9 protein-coding genes are annotated in these 17,173 nt (G+C 42.9%); 7 read left to right on the forward strand and 2 right to left on the reverse strand.

The annotated features are described in order from the left end of the window. Positions 1 to 26: 26 nt before the first annotated feature. The 7 genes from uxaC to BLU33_RS12935 all read left to right on the forward strand — a co-directional run bounded on the left by uxaC (position 27) and on the right by BLU33_RS12935 (position 11,709). The gene (gene uxaC / locus BLU33_RS12905; RefSeq protein ID WP_091373357.1) at positions 27 to 1,430 is read left to right on the forward strand and encodes a glucuronate isomerase; all 1,404 of its coding nucleotides are present in this window, start codon (positions 27 to 29) and stop codon (positions 1,428 to 1,430) included. 214 nt (positions 1,431 to 1,644) lie between these two features. Continuing rightward, positions 1,645 to 3,297 (forward strand): glycoside hydrolase family 28 protein, encoded by a 1,653-nt coding sequence (locus tag BLU33_RS12910; protein WP_091373360.1) that lies wholly within the window; start codon positions 1,645 to 1,647, stop codon positions 3,295 to 3,297. Next, positions 3,297 to 4,292 (forward strand): pectinesterase family protein, encoded by a 996-nt coding sequence (locus BLU33_RS12915; protein ID WP_091373363.1) that lies wholly within the window; start codon positions 3,297 to 3,299, stop codon positions 4,290 to 4,292. Before BLU33_RS12910 ends, BLU33_RS12915 begins: the two co-directional genes overlap by 1 nt. A gap of 12 nt (positions 4,293 to 4,304) precedes the next feature. Then, positions 4,305 to 5,801 carry a tagaturonate reductase gene (locus BLU33_RS12920; protein WP_091373366.1) on the forward strand — a complete coding sequence of 499 codons (1,497 nt, stop codon included), beginning with the start codon at positions 4,305 to 4,307 and terminating at the stop codon, positions 5,799 to 5,801. A 12-nt stretch (positions 5,802 to 5,813) separates the two neighbouring features. Further along, positions 5,814 to 7,466, forward strand: coding sequence for a UxaA family hydrolase (locus BLU33_RS12925; RefSeq protein WP_091373370.1), 1,653 nt, complete (start codon positions 5,814 to 5,816; stop codon positions 7,464 to 7,466). 34 nt (positions 7,467 to 7,500) lie between these two features. Further along, positions 7,501 to 9,390 (forward strand): glycoside hydrolase family 88/105 protein, encoded by a 1,890-nt coding sequence (locus BLU33_RS12930; RefSeq protein WP_091373373.1) that lies wholly within the window; start codon positions 7,501 to 7,503, stop codon positions 9,388 to 9,390. Further along, positions 9,391 to 11,709: a DUF5703 domain-containing protein gene (locus tag BLU33_RS12935; protein ID WP_091373376.1), complete on the forward strand. Its 2,319-nt coding sequence runs from the start codon at positions 9,391 to 9,393 to the stop codon at positions 11,707 to 11,709. A gap of 1 nt (position 11,710) precedes the next feature. Here BLU33_RS12935 and BLU33_RS12940 read toward each other — a convergent pair whose 3' ends face one another. Together BLU33_RS12940 and BLU33_RS12945 are read right to left on the reverse strand one after the other, a co-directional pair. After that, entirely contained in the window at positions 11,711 to 13,765 is a 2,055-nt protein-coding gene (locus BLU33_RS12940; protein ID WP_232009265.1) for an aceric acid hydrolase, read from the reverse strand. Continuing rightward, on the reverse strand, positions 13,765 to 17,172 hold the full coding sequence (locus BLU33_RS12945) for a glycosyl hydrolase (RefSeq protein WP_091373380.1): 3,408 nt from the start codon (positions 17,170 to 17,172) through the stop codon (positions 13,765 to 13,767). The genes BLU33_RS12940 and BLU33_RS12945 overlap by 1 nt, the downstream gene beginning before the upstream one ends. Between the last annotated feature and the right edge of the window lies 1 nt (position 17,173).

Below are 17,173 nucleotides of genomic sequence, written 5' to 3' on the forward strand. Positions count from 1 at the left end.
TTGCAGATAAACTGCCATACTATATTATGAAACCTTTTTTAGATAAGAATTTTTTATTGCAAAGCGCAACTGCGGAACGTTTATACCACGATTATGCTGCAGGCTTGCCTATTATAGATTACCATTGTCACCTTGATCCTGCACAGATTGCAGGCAATATAAGCTTTGCCAATCTTACCGAAATCTGGCTTAAAGGCGATCATTATAAATGGCGTGCCATGCGCGCCAATGGTGTTAACGAGCAATACATCACCGGCACTAAAACTAATTTTGAAAAATTTGAACACTGGGCCGCTACCGTACCTTACACCCTGCGCAATCCTTTATATCACTGGACACATTTAGAGTTGCAGCGTTATTTTGATGTGCATGATATATTATCGCCCAAAACAGCCAAAGCTATATATGATGATTGTACCGCGAAACTGCAAACCCCGGCATACACTGTACAAAACATCATTACTAAAATGAATGTGGAGGTGATCTGCACTACTGATGATCCCATAGATAACCTTGAATATCATCAGCAAATAAAACAGGTCAACTGGAATACTAAGGTCTACCCTGCTTTCCGCCCGGATAAGGCGATGAATGCTGATGATCCGAAAGCATTGAATGAGTACATCAATAAAGTAGAAGCAGTAAGCAATACATCAATAGGCAATTACCAGGATTACCTGACTGCCCTTAAAAAACGCCACGATTACTTTGCTGAAAATGGCTGTACCGTGTCCGATCATGGTTTGGAACAGATCTATGCCGAAGATTATACTGAGGCAGAAATAACAGCTATCTTCAATAAAATCCGATACAATGTGCCATTACAGGCAATTGAGAAGTTGAAATTTAAATCAGCTATGCTATATGAATTTGCCATATGGGACCATGAAAAAAACTGGGTGCAGCAATATCATTTGGGGGCATTGCGCAACAACAATGAGCGTGCTTTCAGGGAAATCGGCCCGGATACCGGCTATGACTCCATAGGTGATTTCACGCAGGCGCAAGCGCTGTCACGTTTCTTAAACAGGTTGGATAGCACTAATCAATTAGCAAAAACCATCCTTTATAATTTAAACCCAAGTGATAACGAGCTTTTTGCAACAATGGCCGGTAATTATAATGATGGTACTGTTGCGGGCAAAATACAATTTGGCTCGGCATGGTGGTTTTTGGATCAGAAAGATGGCATGACTAAGCAGATCAATTCCCTATCAAGCATGGGACTATTAAGTAAGCTGGTAGGTATGCTTACCGATTCCCGCAGTTTTTTATCCTATCCGCGTCACGAGTATTTCAGGCGTTTATTGTGTAACCTGCTGGCCGAAGATATTGAGAAAGGTGAACTGCCTGCCGATTTGGAATGGACTGGTAAGATTGTACAGGACATCTGCTATTATAACGCCAAAAACTACTTCTCCTTTAAGTGAGCCAACATCTCATACTCAATTAAAAACACTCCAAAAAAGCCTTTCGTAACCAGTAATTTACGATAACGTTGGAGTGTTTTTAGTTACTCATATTCGCTTTTTATTGGTGCAGAGTATTTAGATTTGCTATAAGAGTGAATTAAACACTTATTTATAAACCAAAAACATTTGAGGCAAGCTATTATAGTATCCTGCTCAAATAATTGTACCGGAAATGCTCATTTTAAAAAGATTCGTTTTTATCAGCACCTTGTTGTTTTCAGCCGCTCAAATAGCATCGGCTCAAAATGAGCAATTCTCGTGGCAGCATTTGCCTAAAGTGAGCACTCCGGTTTTTAAAAAGGATACCTTAAACATCGTAAATTATGGTGCTAAAGCAGATGGCGTTACGCTTAACACACAAAGCATAAATAAAGCTATAGCCGATTGCAGCGCAAAAGGCGGTGGTGTTGTACTAATACCACAGGGTTTATGGCTTACCGGGCCGGTCGTAATGAAATCAAATGTAAACCTGTATGTAAGCCGTGCAGCTCTGTTACAGTTTACTGACGATAAAAGCCAGTACCCGCTTGTTGAAGGCAACTATGAGGGCCATGCAGCGGTACGCAACCAATCCCCTATTTCAGGCACCGATTTACAAAATATAGCTATTACCGGCGACGGCATCATTGACGGTCACGGCGAAGCCTGGCGCGCTATTGGTAAAGACAGGCTTACCGATAACGAATGGAAAGCGCTGACAACATCAGGCGGCGTACTAAGCGAGAACGGCAAAACATGGTACCCATCCCAAAGTTATGTCGACGGGTTTAAAACGCCCGATGCTGGCGTTATACAACCCGGTAAAAAACTGGAAGATTATGCTTCGATGAAAGACTTCTTCAGGCCTAATATGCTGGTGCTTACCAATTGTAAAAAGGTATTGTTACAAGGTGTTACCTTTCAGAATTCCCCTGCGTGGTGCCTGCATACTTTAATATGCGAGGATTTGACATTGGAAAATATCCACGTTAAAAACCCATGGAATGCGCAGAATGGTGATGGCATTGATGTGGAATCATGCAAAAATGTATTGATCGAAGGCAGTACATTTGAAGCAGGTGATGATGGTATCTGCATAAAATCAGGTCGGGATGAAGAGGGTCGTCGCAGGGGAAAACCTACGGAAAATATGGTGGTTAAAAATGATGTTGTTTATCGTGCGCATGGCGGCTTTGTTATCGGCAGCGAGATGTCAGGCGGGGCACGTAATATATTTGTATCCGACTGTACTTTTATTGGTACCGATGTTGGTCTGCGTTTTAAAACTACCCGCGGCCGTGGCGGTATTGTGGAGAACATCTACATTAAAAACATCAGCATGCGCAATATTGTTACCGATGCTATATTGTTTGACATGTATTACATGGGTAAATCGCCCGGCGAAGATTCGGCTGGTGATGAAAAAGTTGTCTCGGTTACCGAAGCAACTCCACAATTCAGAAATTTTCATGTAGATAACGTGATATGTATTGGTGCTGAAAAAGGCTTGCAAGTACGCGGTTTGCCTGAAATGAATATCAAAAACATCAATCTGCAAAATTTGGTATTAAAAACAAATCAAGGGATTGACATTATTGAAGGAACGGGCATCAGCCTTAAAAACGTTCAACTGGACTGCAAAAACACATCGCCGCTTATTAATATTGAGAATAGCCATGATATCAGCTTTAACAATATCACTTACTCAAATGCGCAAACACTGTTTACTGTAAGCGGCAAAAAATCTGCACAAATAAAAGTCTCTAATACTGATGTTACCAAAGCTGTTAATAAGACAGATTTTAAAACCGGCGCAGATAATAACTCACTAACAATAGTTAAATAATGAAAAAGCTATTGCTGTTTACTTTAATCTTATTTTCATCAGCTACGCTGATAGCGCAGACTGCCACCTACCCTACGCATTTTACCGTGGCGCAGGATGGCAGCGGTGATTTTAAAACTATACAGGAAGCAGTAAACGCGGTACGCGATCTTTCGCAACAACAGGTAATCATCAATATAAAACCTGGGACCTATCACGAAAAACTCGTTATACCCTCATGGAAAACCAAAATCTCATTAATAGGCGAAGATAAAGAACACACGATCATCACTAACAGCGATTACTCAGGCAAAGCAAATCCAGGTGGTAAAGATGCTTTTGGCAAGGATAAGTTCACCACCTATACCTCTTACACTGTATTAGTGCAAGGGAATGATTTTGTGGTTGAAAATCTAACTATTGAGAACGCATCCGGACGGGTTGGGCAAGCTGTAGCATTGCACGTTGAGGGCGACAGGTGCGTTGTAAAGAATTGCAATTTATTGGGCAACCAGGACACTTTATACGCGGCTACAGAAAATAGCCGTCAGTATTATAAAGATTGTTTTATTCAGGGGACAACGGATTTTATTTTTGGCGAAGCTATGGCAGTCTTTGATCATTGCGTGATCAAAAACCTGTCTGATTCCTATATCACAGCGCCATCCACTACCCCGCGACAGCAATTTGGCTTTGTGTTTTTTGATTGTAAACTCATAGCCGATTCATCTGTTAAAAAAGTACATCTCGGTCGACCATGGCGGCCCTATGCCCGGTCAGTATATATCCGTACCGAAATGGGTGCTCATATTATACCTGTCGGCTGGGATAACTGGCGGAACCCGGACAATGAAAAAACCGCCTACTTTGCCGAATATGAAAGCACAGGCCCGGGTGCCAGTAAAGCCGGTCGTGCAGCATGGTCGCATCAGTTAACATCAGCAGAAATAAAAACATATACTATAAAGAATATACTTTCCGGCAAAGATAGCTGGAACGTGGAAGCGATCAATTAATAATCAAGCATCATGATCCTATCAAAAGATAATTTTAAAAATATAGATGTCCCGGGTTTACAAGTACCGGACGAAAGCATTTTCAATCTGCCTGAAAAAGTTCTGCAATTTGGTACCGGCGTATTGTTGAGGGGCCTGCCCGATTATTTTATTGACAAAGCCAACCGTAACGGTGTTTTCAATGGTCGTGTTGTGGTTATTAAATCAACCGACAAAGGTTCATCAACTGATTTTGACGATCAGGACAACTTGTACACCTTCTACGGCAAAGGAATTGAAGACTCGAAAGAAGTAAGTGAGCAAATTATTTGCTCTGCCATCAGCAGGGTATTATCTGCCGCGAGTGATTGGGATGCTGTACTTGAAGTGGCTAAAAGCCCCGACTTAAAAGTAATTATTTCCAACACAACTGAAGTCGGCATTCAATTTGATAAGGATGACAATGTATATAACACTCCTCCTGCATCATTCCCCGGGAAATTGCTGGCTGTTTTATATGAGCGTTATAAAGCCTATAATCACCAATCCGATAGCGGCTTGATCATTATCCCAACAGAACTTATTGTAGATAATGCCACTAAATTAAAAGCTATTGTATTTGAGCTTGCCCGTTTAAATAACATGGAGCCCGAATTTGTGCAATGGTTGGAAAATCATAATAAATTTTGCAATTCACTTGTGGACAGGATTGTTCCGGGCAGACCATCAAAAGAGTTGGAACAACAATTAGAAGCCGAACGTGGTTATACTGATAAATTAAATATAATGTCAGAAACCTATAGTTTATGGGCCATTGAAGGCGATCAGGACGTGGCAGCGGTTCTATCATTCAGCAGAACCGATAAAGGTGTGGTTATAACGCCGGATATCGAACTATTCAGGGAATTGAAACTGCGTTTATTGAATGGTTCGCACACATTGAGCTGCGCGCTTGCATTCCTTTCGGGCTTTGATACCGTTAAGGAAGCGATGGATGATGAAGGCTTTTTAAACTTTATTACTCAGCTTGCTTTTGGGGAGATCATCCAATCCATACCTTACAAGATCAGTCCGCATGCGGCAGCTGATTTTGCAGGTAAGGTGCTCGACAGGTTCCGCAACCCGCACATCAGGCATGAGTGGTTAAGTATTTCTATGCAATATACCGCCAAACTTAAAATGCGTGTATTACCCTTATTATTAAACTACTATAAAATAAACCATGCTGTACCGCCCAACATGGCACTTGGCTTTGCAGCTTTCATCAAGTTTATGAAAGTAACCCAAAAAGAGGATGGCACTTATGCTGGCACAATAAATGACAGTGAATATATAGTTAATGATAGCCAGGCGCCTTATTTTTGTAAAGTTTGGCAAACAAGCGATACCAATTTAGTAGTAGAACAGATACTGAGTAATCAGAAGCTTTGGGATACAGACCTTACTGTATTACCCGGCTTTAAACGGGCCGTAACAAATAATCTGGATAAAATTATGGCAGGCGGAATAACAGAATTAACTGCCGTATAAAAATATAGAGCTATGAAACAAAAAATCACAAAGGTACATCCAAAAGATAATGTAATGGTTGCCCTCACTGATCTGCAGACCGGCGAAGAAGTTACTTACCAGGGCGATACTTATAAACCCCTTGAATTTATACCAGCCAAGCACAAATTTGCAATAAATGATCTGCCTGAAGGAACTGATATTATTATGTATGGTGTTTTGGTAGGCCGCACACAAAGCCATATCCCCGCTGGCGGTTTGTTAACGATCACTAATATTAAACATGCTGCCAGCGGTTTTGTTACCGGCACCAATCATTTAGATTGGGAAGGCCCTGATACCACTAAATGGGAAAATGCCACTTTTAATGGCTTCCACCGCTCTAATGGTGATGTGGGCACTGCCAATTATTGGCTGGTGATCCCTATGGTTTTTTGTGAGAATCGCAATATCGAAGTATTGCAGGAAGCTTTAATAAAACCTTTAGGCTATGGTCGCAAAAAGACATACGAGATAAAGGCGCAGCAACTGATCAATAAAATACGTACCGGCAGCGGTATAGAAGAAGTATTATATACCGAAATTGGCAGCGATACCGCGCAAGCCGGGCAGGATAAACTATTCCCTAATGTTGATGGCATTAAATTTTTAACCCATACAGGCGGCTGTGGCGGCACCCGTCAGGATTCAACCGCTTTATGTGGTTTACTGGCTGGCTATATCACCCACTCCAATGTGGCAGGTGCAACAGTTTTAAGTTTAGGTTGTCAGAATGCTGAGGTTAAAACCTTGCAGGAAGAAATTGCCAAACGCGCACCTGACTTTAACAAGCCTCTTTATATTCTGGATCAGCAAAAAGTAGGTCTAGAGACTGATTTGATGGAACTGGCCATCCGCCAAACCCTTGCCGGATTAATACAAGCTAACGAAGTTACCCGCAAACCCGCGCCTTTAAACAAGTTGGTGATAGGTTTGGAATGCGGTGGTTCTGATGGCTTTTCGGGTATCTCGGCCAACCCGGCTATTGGTTATACTTCCGATCTGCTGGTGTCACTTGGTGGTTCAGTTATCCTGTCTGAGTTTCCTGAGTTATGCGGTGTGGAGCAGAATTTAATCGACCGTTGTATAGATAAAAGCAAAGCCGAACGATTTTCATCGCTGGTACGGGCTTATAGCGCGCGTGCTGAGGAAGTGGGTTCCGGCTTTTATATGAACCCATCACCGGGTAATATAAAAGACGGTTTGATCACTGATGCCATAAAATCAGCAGGTGCTGCAAAAAAAGGCGGCACCTCGCCTGTAACCGATGTATTGGATTATCCTGAAAAAGTAACCAAACCCGGCCTTAACCTGCTTTGTACACCCGGCAATGATGTGGAATCAACCACAGCTGAGGTTGGATCAGGCGCTAATGTGGTATTATTTACCACAGGGTTAGGTACGCCAACCGGCAATCCGATAACCCCAGTTATTAAGATCGCTACAAATACAAAACTGTTTAGCCGCATGAGCGACATCATGGATATCAACACCGGCACTATTGTTGAAGGTGATGAAACCATTGAGCAGGCCGGCGAGCGCATCCTCGATTACATTGTTAAAGTTGCCAGCGGCGAAATAGAAGTAAGCGCAGTAAGGCATGGACAAAATGATTTTATACCATGGAAAAGAGGGGTTTCGTTATAAAACGTTAAATATTTATTCAGTCCATCATCTACCTATGAAAAAAATCATCTGCCTGATTATATTGTTTTTTGCATGTTTTACTATCGTCAATGCACAACAGCCATGGTCACAGCGTATGGCTGCTACTGCCATGAAATTGTGGCCCGATACGGCAGGCCGTTGGACCTACGAGCAAGGTGTAGTCCTTAAAGGCATAGAAGGTGTTTGGATGCAAACCGGCGATAAAAAGTATTTCAAATACATCCAAAATTATATGGATGGATTGATAGTGGATGATGGCACTATAAAAGGTTATAAAAAGGATGATTTTAGTCTGGATAATATTATGTGCGGGCGTTCAGTTATGCTCCTGTCCAATGTAACCGAAAAACCCAAGTACTATAAGGCTGCCCTATTGCTGCGCGATCAGTTAAAAGATCAGCCGCGTAATGCGGAGGGTGGTTTCTGGCATAAAAATAAATATACCAACCAAATGTGGCTGGATGGCCTGTACATGGCCGAACCTTTTTATGCTGAATATGCCTATGCTTTTCATGAAGATACCGACTATAATGATATCGCCAAACAGTTTATCGTGATAGAGCAGCATGCCCGTGACCCAAAAACGGGATTATTATACCATGCCTGGGATCAAAGTCGTGCCGAGAAATGGGCCGATCCCAAAACAGGCTTATCGCAAAACATTTGGGGCCGTGCCGATGGCTGGTATGCTATGGCTTTGGTTGATGTACTGGATAAATTCCCGGCCAGCAATCCAAACCGTGCTAAATTGTTAGCTATTTTAAACCGCCTCGCCATCGCCATACAAAAATACCAGGATCCAAAAACAGGTTTATGGTATGAAGTAATGGATAAGGCTACTGAAATCGGGAACTATCCTGAAGCATCAGCCTCATGTATGTTTGTATATGCATTAGCCAAAGGTGCGAGGGAAGGTTATCTGCCCCCCAGTTATTTAGCTATAGCTAAAAAGGGCTATCAGGGCATTCTTGACAAATTTATTACTACCGATGCTAACGGACAGGTTAATTTAAATGGCACCGTTAGTGTAGGTGGCCTGGGTGGTAAACCTTACCGTGATGGCAGCTACAAATATTACCTGAGCGAAAAGGTTGTACAAAACGACCCTAAAGGCATTGGCGTATTTATACAGGCCAGCGTGGAGATCGAGCGTTTGGCTAATTTATCAGCAGGTAATGGAAAAGTGGTAACGGTCGACAGCTATTTCAATGATGAGCACAGGGAGGATATAACTGGTAAAATTGTTTCTTATCATTACAAATGGGATGAGATGACCAACAATGGTTTCTCTACATTCGGCCATATTTTTAATAATTACGGGGTAAAAACGAAGATACTTTATGATGCTCCTACCGTTCAAAATTTAAGTAAATCAAATATTTATATCATCGTTGACCCGGATATCCCGAAGGAAAATCCGAATACAAAATATATTGAGGAACCGCATATTAAAGCTATAAGTGAGTGGGTACATGCAGGCGGTGTATTGGTGGTTTTGAATAATGATACCGGCAACGCCGAATTTAAACATTTGAACAACCTGATGCTAAAATTCGGCATACAGTTTAACGAGGATAGCCGTAATCATGTAGAGGGCAATAAGTTTGAACAAGCCGCTATTTATATTCCCGAAGGAAATCAAATATTTAAGACTGCAAAAAAGATCTACATAAAAGAGATCAGTACTTTAAAGGTGAGCCCTCCTGCTACGTCGGCATTAACGGATAAAAACGATGTGATCATCGCGGTAGCAAAATATGGCAAGGGCACTGTTTTTGCCGTTGGCGACCCATGGTTTTATAACGAATATACCGACGGGCGTAAATTGCCTTATGATTTTCAAAACTTTGAAGCAGCCAACGATTTGGTAAAGTGGCTGATTGAACAAATCCCTGAAAAATAAATGAAGCTTAGATTTTTGCTCTTGTGCATCCTCGCCAGTCTGTCTTTTTTTAAGTCTGATGCACAAACAGAGGAATTGAGCGCTTATAATTTAACATGGACAAGCCAAAGTAAGAATTCCGGCGAATCCATGCCCTGCGGTGGTGGGGATATCGGCCTGAATGTTTGGGTGGAAAATGGTGAGCTATACTTCTATGTTTCAAAAAGCGGCACATTTGATGAGAATAACACTTTTTTGAAACTTGGTCGTGTAACGATCAAATTATTCCCTAACCCATTTGGCGGCACTGACTTTTCGCAACAACTGCATTTACAGGATGGCTCGGTCATCATTGATGGTAAAAACGGCAATTTAAGCACACAGGTAAAGCTTTGGGTTGATGTTTATCGCCCGGTTGTGCATGTAGAGATCAACAGCAGTGAGCCCATAAAAACCGAAGCTGATTATGAAAGCTGGCGTTACCGCGACCGCAACGCAAATGGCCTCGAAAACAACCAGGATTCGCGTAAATGGTCGAAAGATGGGGTTGTAAAAACACTTAAGGATAATATCACCTTTAAAAATAACATGGTACAATTCTATCATCAAAACCAGGATTCAACAGTTTTTGATGCTACTGTACATGAGCAAGGCATGGATGCGGTAAAATCCGGAATGTTTAACCCGCTTGCTCATCTGGTCTTCGGCGGTATGTTGAAAGCCGATGGTATGCAAGCTGCCGGAACAAACGAAGGCAAATATCAAAATACCGATTTTGAGGGCTGGCGGCTGCAAAGCACCAAGGCAAAAACAACACAAAATATCGAGGTATATTTAAACACAAGCTATGTAAACTCATCTCAATTATGGGCGCAAAAACTGGATAGTGTTGTTCGTGACGCTGCCTCAAACAGAAAAACAGCTTTACAAAACACACAAAATTGGTGGAAACAATATTGGGAACGCAGTTATATATTCATCAATCCGGATAATACTAACCCACAAAGTCCAGAATGGCAGGCCGGGCGCAATTACCAATTGTTCAGGTATATGCTGGGGTGTAATGCGTATGGTACTTATCCAACAAAATTTAACGGCGGCTTATTTACTTATGACCCCGTAAATGTTGATACCACTTATAAATTCACACCCGATTTCAGGAACTGGGGCGGCGGCTTAATGACCGCGCAAAACCAGCGTTTAGTTTACTGGCCCATGCTTAAAAGCGGCGATCTCGACATGATGAAACCGCAGTTTGATTTCTACTTACGATCATTACACAATGCCGAACTGCGTAGCAAAGTTTACTGGGGGCATAATGGTGCTTGCTTTACCGAACAAATTGAAAACTTCGGCTTGCCAAACATGGGCGAATACGGATTAAAACGCCCTACAAATTTTGATAAGGGTGTAGAATATAATGCCTGGCTTGAATATACGTGGGATACTGCATTGGAATTTTGCCAGATGATGCTCGAAACAGAACACTACACGGGCAAAGATATTAAACCATACATTCCGTTTATTGAAAGTTGCCTTACCTTTTTTAATGAGCATTACCAGTATCTTGCAAAAAAACGTGATATAAACATTTTTGATGCAAATGGCCATTTGGTGCTGTTTCCCGGTTCATCGGGCGAGACCTATAAAATGGCTTATAACTCTACCTCAACTATAGCCGCGCTGCAAACTGTACTTACTACCCTGCTGAAATTACCGCCGCAATATTTAACCGATGCGGAACGAAAAAATTGGGAAATCATGCTTAAACGCATCCCACCTATTAACTTTACACAGATAGAAGGGCACAAAACCATCGCTCCGGCCAAAAGCTGGGAGCGGATAAATAATATAGAGAGTATGCAGCTTTACCCGGTTTTCCCATGGGGAATTTACGGTGTAGGTAAGCCTGATCTGGATGTAGCCATTAACACCTGGAAATATGATACACTGGCTATAGAATTCAGGAGCGGCATTGGCTGGAAACAGGATAATATTTTTGCTGCGCGGATGGGATTGATTAAAGAAGCCGCTGATCTTACCGTGTTTAAGCTTAAGAACTCCGGTCGTCGTTTTCCTGCTTTTTGGGGACCGGGTTTTGACTGGACACCAGACCATAATTGGGGCGGTTCAGGCATGATAGGTTTACAGGAAATGCTGATGCAGGTTGATGATAAAAAGATCTATCTGTTCCCGGCATGGCCCAAAACATGGAACGTACATTTTAAACTGCACGCCCCTTACAACACCACTGTTGAAGCCACCGTTAAAAATGGTAAGGTTGAATCGCTTACCGTTTTGCCTAAGGAACGCGAAAAAGATATTATCAATATGCTTTAGCTTACCTATCGAAAGGTATCCAGGTTTCCATATTTACATGCCCGCGATTATCCCAGGCATAATAGGGTATTAACCGAATGTTGAGTTTGGTATTTGGGTTAGCTAATGAAACTTCTTTATACAGATTATTGTTCCAGTTATTTTCATCCCTTATATCAGCAACGCCGGTTAAACTCATAATATCACAGTTAGCAATTTTTATTAACTGCGGTTTCAGTTTTGCTTTTGGTGATAGCGCTATGTCAGCTATCTTTTTCCCCTTTGGCAAATCAACTGATTCTAGGCAATAAACTATCGGGCCACGTTTTACGGCTACCTGGTTGCGGGTTTCTTCTACCAGTGGATTTGCTTCCATCATTTTTACAGGCATAGGCAATTGCAATTCCATTTCATCACCTATTTTCCAGTTACGGGTTACAGCAACGTATTCACCAGAGATTAGTTTAATACCCACAGGCTTCCCATTAATCATTAACGTCGCACTTTTGCACCAACCAGGGATGCGTAAAAAAGCAGAAAATTCTTTTCCCAGTGTTTCATCAAAGTGGATCTTGATATTTCCGTTCCACGGATAATCCGTTGTCTGGGTTAATTTTATCGGCGAACCATCTTTTAGTTTAGTAGATAATTTATTGCCACCATATAGGTTAAACCACAGGCCTTTACCGGATATATTGTAAGCATAATTACTTACCTCTGCAATAGTACGCACTACGTTTGGCGGGCAACAATCTGAGTAAGCAATATAACCCACCCTATCCCTCGACCACCTGTCCCTGAACGGCAAGTCATCATCAACGCTCAATGGATTTGTATAAAAAAAGCTTTTTCCATCTAAACTTATCCCCGATAGCATTCCATTATACAAGGTAAGCTCCATTACATCAGCATATTTGGCATCGCCGGTAAGTTGTAACATCCGCCAGTTCCATAGCACATTGCCTACGCTGGCACAGGTTTCGTTGTGGGCGGTAAAATTTGGCAGCTGGTAATCGCGGCCGTAAGCCTGGTGCACTTCCTGTACATCTTTTAAAAGATATGATGTACCATCGGGTGATACGCCATCGTATAAGGCACCACATCCCCCGGTAATATACATTTTGCGGTTAACCACATCATTCCAAACCAAATTGAGGGTGTGCAGTAAAGTGGTATCACCTGTTTCAGCATATACGTCCGCAGCGCCGGCATATAAATAGTTCGCCCTTACGGCATGTCCTGTTGCCGCGGTTTGCTGCCTGAATGGGATACGATCCTGGTTATCATCTGTACCGTCCTTCATTAAGCCACGAATATCGATCAGGTTTTTAGCCAGTTCGAGGTATTTGGGATCATGTGTAGTGCGGTACATCTCCACTACGCCCATGTAATGCGATGGGCAAATAGCATTGCGTGCCAGCTCCGGCGAGGCGGTTTTATAAAAATTGTATAGATAGTCAGTTGCTTTTATGGCGATATCCAGAAAATTCCTTTTTCCTGTAGCCCGGTAATGTACACAGGCAGCTGTCATTAAATGCCCAAGATTATAAGTTTCAAAATTCAGCCTGTCTTCAAATGCTTTTGACTGCTTGGGGTGATTGCGTTCTTCGATTGATGTAGGCGTGTGTATATAGCCATCAGCACGTTGCGCCTTAGCAAAAAGCGCGATGGTATTATCCATCAACTGGTCGAGCTTTGGGTCGTGCGTAGCAGAATACATGGCTGCTACTGCTTCAAATAACTTATAAAAATCCCCATCCTGAAATGGCGGCCCCACGTGTGAACCGGTATCTAGCCCTGCAGCAATTTCAAAGTTTTGAATGGCATGACCCATTTTCGGATCGCTGTATATCTTCCATAAATTCGGAATCATGGTCTCACGGCAAACTTTAAAACGGTCGGCCCAAAAACCAGTTGTCCAGCTTACATCACCCATATTTACACTGCTTAGCTTAGCATATGGACTGGCGGATGTATTTACCAGCGCCTTATCCTGTGCATACGCGCTTTTAACACCTAAAATCCCAATTATTACTATTGCCAGTCTAATCAACACACTCTTTATCATCAAATTCATTAATAATCCAGTTTTATTATTTGTATCGGGCCCAATAATCCGGCAGGCAGCAAAGGTTTGCCATCCAGCCTGTACACAGCATTTGTCCAAGTGATTTGCTTCTCTTTAGGCAAAGTATGATCACCAATTAAGCGGTTAGCCCAGGTGTTTGAAACCTCGATCCTGATCTCATTTTTGTCATTCTTTAAGGCCTTGCCGATGTTAACACGGTAAGGATAGGTCCACGCGGTGCCGCAATGGATGCCGTTAACATACACATCGGCAAGGTTGGCTACTTTGCCCAGATCGAGCCATATATCACCAGCTTGCTTATTACCCTGCCAATTGAAGCGCTGGCTATAACTTGCCGTTCCTGAATAATACTTTATGGCATCATTGCCATTTTTGCTCCAATCATCCAAATCATTAAAAACAACAGGCTGTTCCGGGCCGCCAGATGCTTTATCAAACTTTACTACCCATGTTTCTTTAAGTGTTTGCACCGGCTTTATGCTTGGCCAGTTTTGATGTTTTGAAACTGAGGCGATAGCTACAGATTTTCGTAAAACTATAAACACCGATCCGCTGGCATCCAGCTTTATGGACAATACCGTCCTGCCATTTACAATTTTCCAGTTACCTGCAGTTTTTATCTCGCCTGTAAGCGGGTCAAATAATTCAGGCACTTTGCCTGATGTTCTTAATGACAGTGTAATGGTTCGCTGTTGGAATTCCTGGTTCGAAATAAAATAACTATCAAATCCCGAACCCGCCCTGTGATTCCAGGCAATGTTTGCTACAAATGCTCCTGTGGAGTCAGTAACGATAACATCCCTCTCTATCCCCAATTTATCAAAGCTTTCATCCGTATAAGGCCCGGTAATTACTCTACCTTTTGTGCCTGATGCGTTTAATAATTCATTAGCCACCTGTTTAACAACAGCATCATCAGCCATGCCAGGCGCTTGTGTTGGGTGGGTATCCCAAATCACAGTCGCACCATTCTTAATCAACTGCTGTATTTTCCTTATGACCCGCGGCGACATCAAACTACTATCCGGCGATATCGGATGTACGCCCGGTATCACCAATACACCATAGCTTGCTCCGCCAGGTAATTCAATCCTGCCATTTCGAACCGTTGCTAATCTTAATAAAGCATCCAGATTAAACGAGTCGTAAGCATAGCCACGCAGAGGGTTTATCCATTGTTGTGGCTCAGCCATATTTGCCGAACTATTTACGCCATCGGGAATAGTGCGCATGGGTTCACCTTTATTGGCAAGGCGGATAGCTTCTGCATTTACTCTTTCCCCACCAAATATGCCGGGTAAAGTGCTAACCAAACGATCGGGTAAAATAGCACGACGAGGCGTTTCCTCGCCTGTAAAAACGGCTATATCTGTAACCGGGTAGCCCATTTGCAGCATAGCCTGGCAGCGTTGCAGGTATTGCACCCAAGCCTTACCGGGTTTCCACCAGGTTTGATCTCTCTGAAAGAAGGTGCCAATACCGTCCAGTGTCATCCCCGGTTTACGATCAAGCCATGGATTATGCACATCCACATGGAATGTAAAGCGGTTAATACCTAAAGCAAACTCCCTGTCGGCAATGGCTTTAAGCATGGCAGGGTTTTCATCCCACATCAGGCGCAACTCTGTAAATGCTTCTGCCTGTATAATATTTTTACCATAGATATGCCCACCCGAAACTGCATCAAGAATATCATTTGGTTTATCATGCGTAGGGCTGCGTAACCAGAATTCGCCCATAGGTATGTCAACCTGACTGTAATGCAGCATGCCATCGCTCACCATGGTTGGCGCAACACTTTCCGCACTGAAGCTGCACCCCTGCGCATGCGCCAGCTTAGCCATGGTGCCAAAAAATTTATCCGATACTAATTCGGCTATGGTTTGCCTTACATCGCTCAATACTTTTTCAGAGACTGATGCACTTTGCACCGGTACACCAGCCATTACAGGCAAATATGGCATCAGGTCATATCCCCGGCGTTTTTTAAATTCCACAGCAAAATTATCCGACCAATTCTGACTGCCCGCCTCCCAGCTATCCACATGAAAGATCTTTAACACACGATTAGCCAGTTCAGGCCCGGCCTGTTTAACCGCCTCTCCAAACCAGCTATTGAATTGCAGTGTAACTGCAGCCGGGTTAAATTTATCGCACTCTAATCCTGCTCCTGCACCGCCGGTTGCATTGGTATGCCCGGTTGAGGTATGGCCAATGCGCAGGATTGTCCAGTTGCCTGCGGGAACATCCCAGTTTAGCTTGCCGCTCGCATCCAATTTATCAGTAATATCAATAATTTTATCCTGTGGTACACACAAATCATCTGGCAATTGCTGGGTATTAGTACGCTTACTTACCCGCCAAACTTCCCCGGTTTTGCCTTCATATTGATGGATCCTCGGTTCTGCAGATAGTTCAATGCCTGATAACCTTAAAGAAAGTTTCCATTTGGCAAAATCCAGGTCTTCTGACCCCGGTTCCGATCCTGCCTTATCATATACAAACCGAAAATATTTTGCAGTAGTAGGTATAATTTCATTAGTGATGGGCGCATCGCCATCCTGCCAGCCATGGCGTGGCGGGTCAAGGCGGGTTAGTGGTTTAAAGTTTATGCCATCGTCGCTAGTTTCAACCAACAACCTTTCCGATTCATAGTTACTGGCATTAGTATGAATGATTAACGACCTGCAGGTGAATGGCTGCTCAAATGATAGCTGGATCCAACATGGTTCGCTGCTGGCAAAGCTTGTTTTATTGCCGGGCACAGCCAGGTATTGCACATCGACATGAGTACTGGCCGTAACTTTAGGAACAATAGTTTTAGTACTTATACCACTGCCTTGCGGCGATGGATAAGCAAATATTTTAATATCCTTATAATAGCCTTTATAACTCTGTGGTTTAGTTAAGGTATCATGGTACATTTTACCACCGCTTACCCATGTTTTTGACGATACTATTTTTTGCATGGAGAGTTCGGGTGTGATCCATGGCCCACCGGCTACAGCAAAGCCATCACAATCATGCAGGGCAAGTTTTATACCCAATCTGTCAGCTTCGCTCATGGCAAATTTTACCATTTCCCACCAGGGTTTGCTTAACTGCTCAATAGGCGGTGACATGTAAGGCGGGTTTGCCGGGCCTTTTATAGGCATCAGGTAAGCACCCTCAATCCCTTCTTCTTTGATTGATTCCAGGTCGGCGGTTATACCTGCTTTACTCACGCTGGCCTGCATCCAGTACCAATAGATCCACGGTTTTGCGGCTTCGGGTGGATGTAAAAAGGCTTGTGTAAGCTCGTCGGCCGGTTTAGTTTTCGATTGCGCATATCCCTGCAAGGCAAACCAGTTAAGGCAACACACATAAATTACTATTACAAGGATGAGCTTCTTCATA

The sequence above is a fragment of the Mucilaginibacter mallensis genome, assembly GCF_900105165.1.
Taxonomy (GTDB): Bacteria; Bacteroidota; Bacteroidia; order Sphingobacteriales; family Sphingobacteriaceae; genus Mucilaginibacter; species Mucilaginibacter mallensis.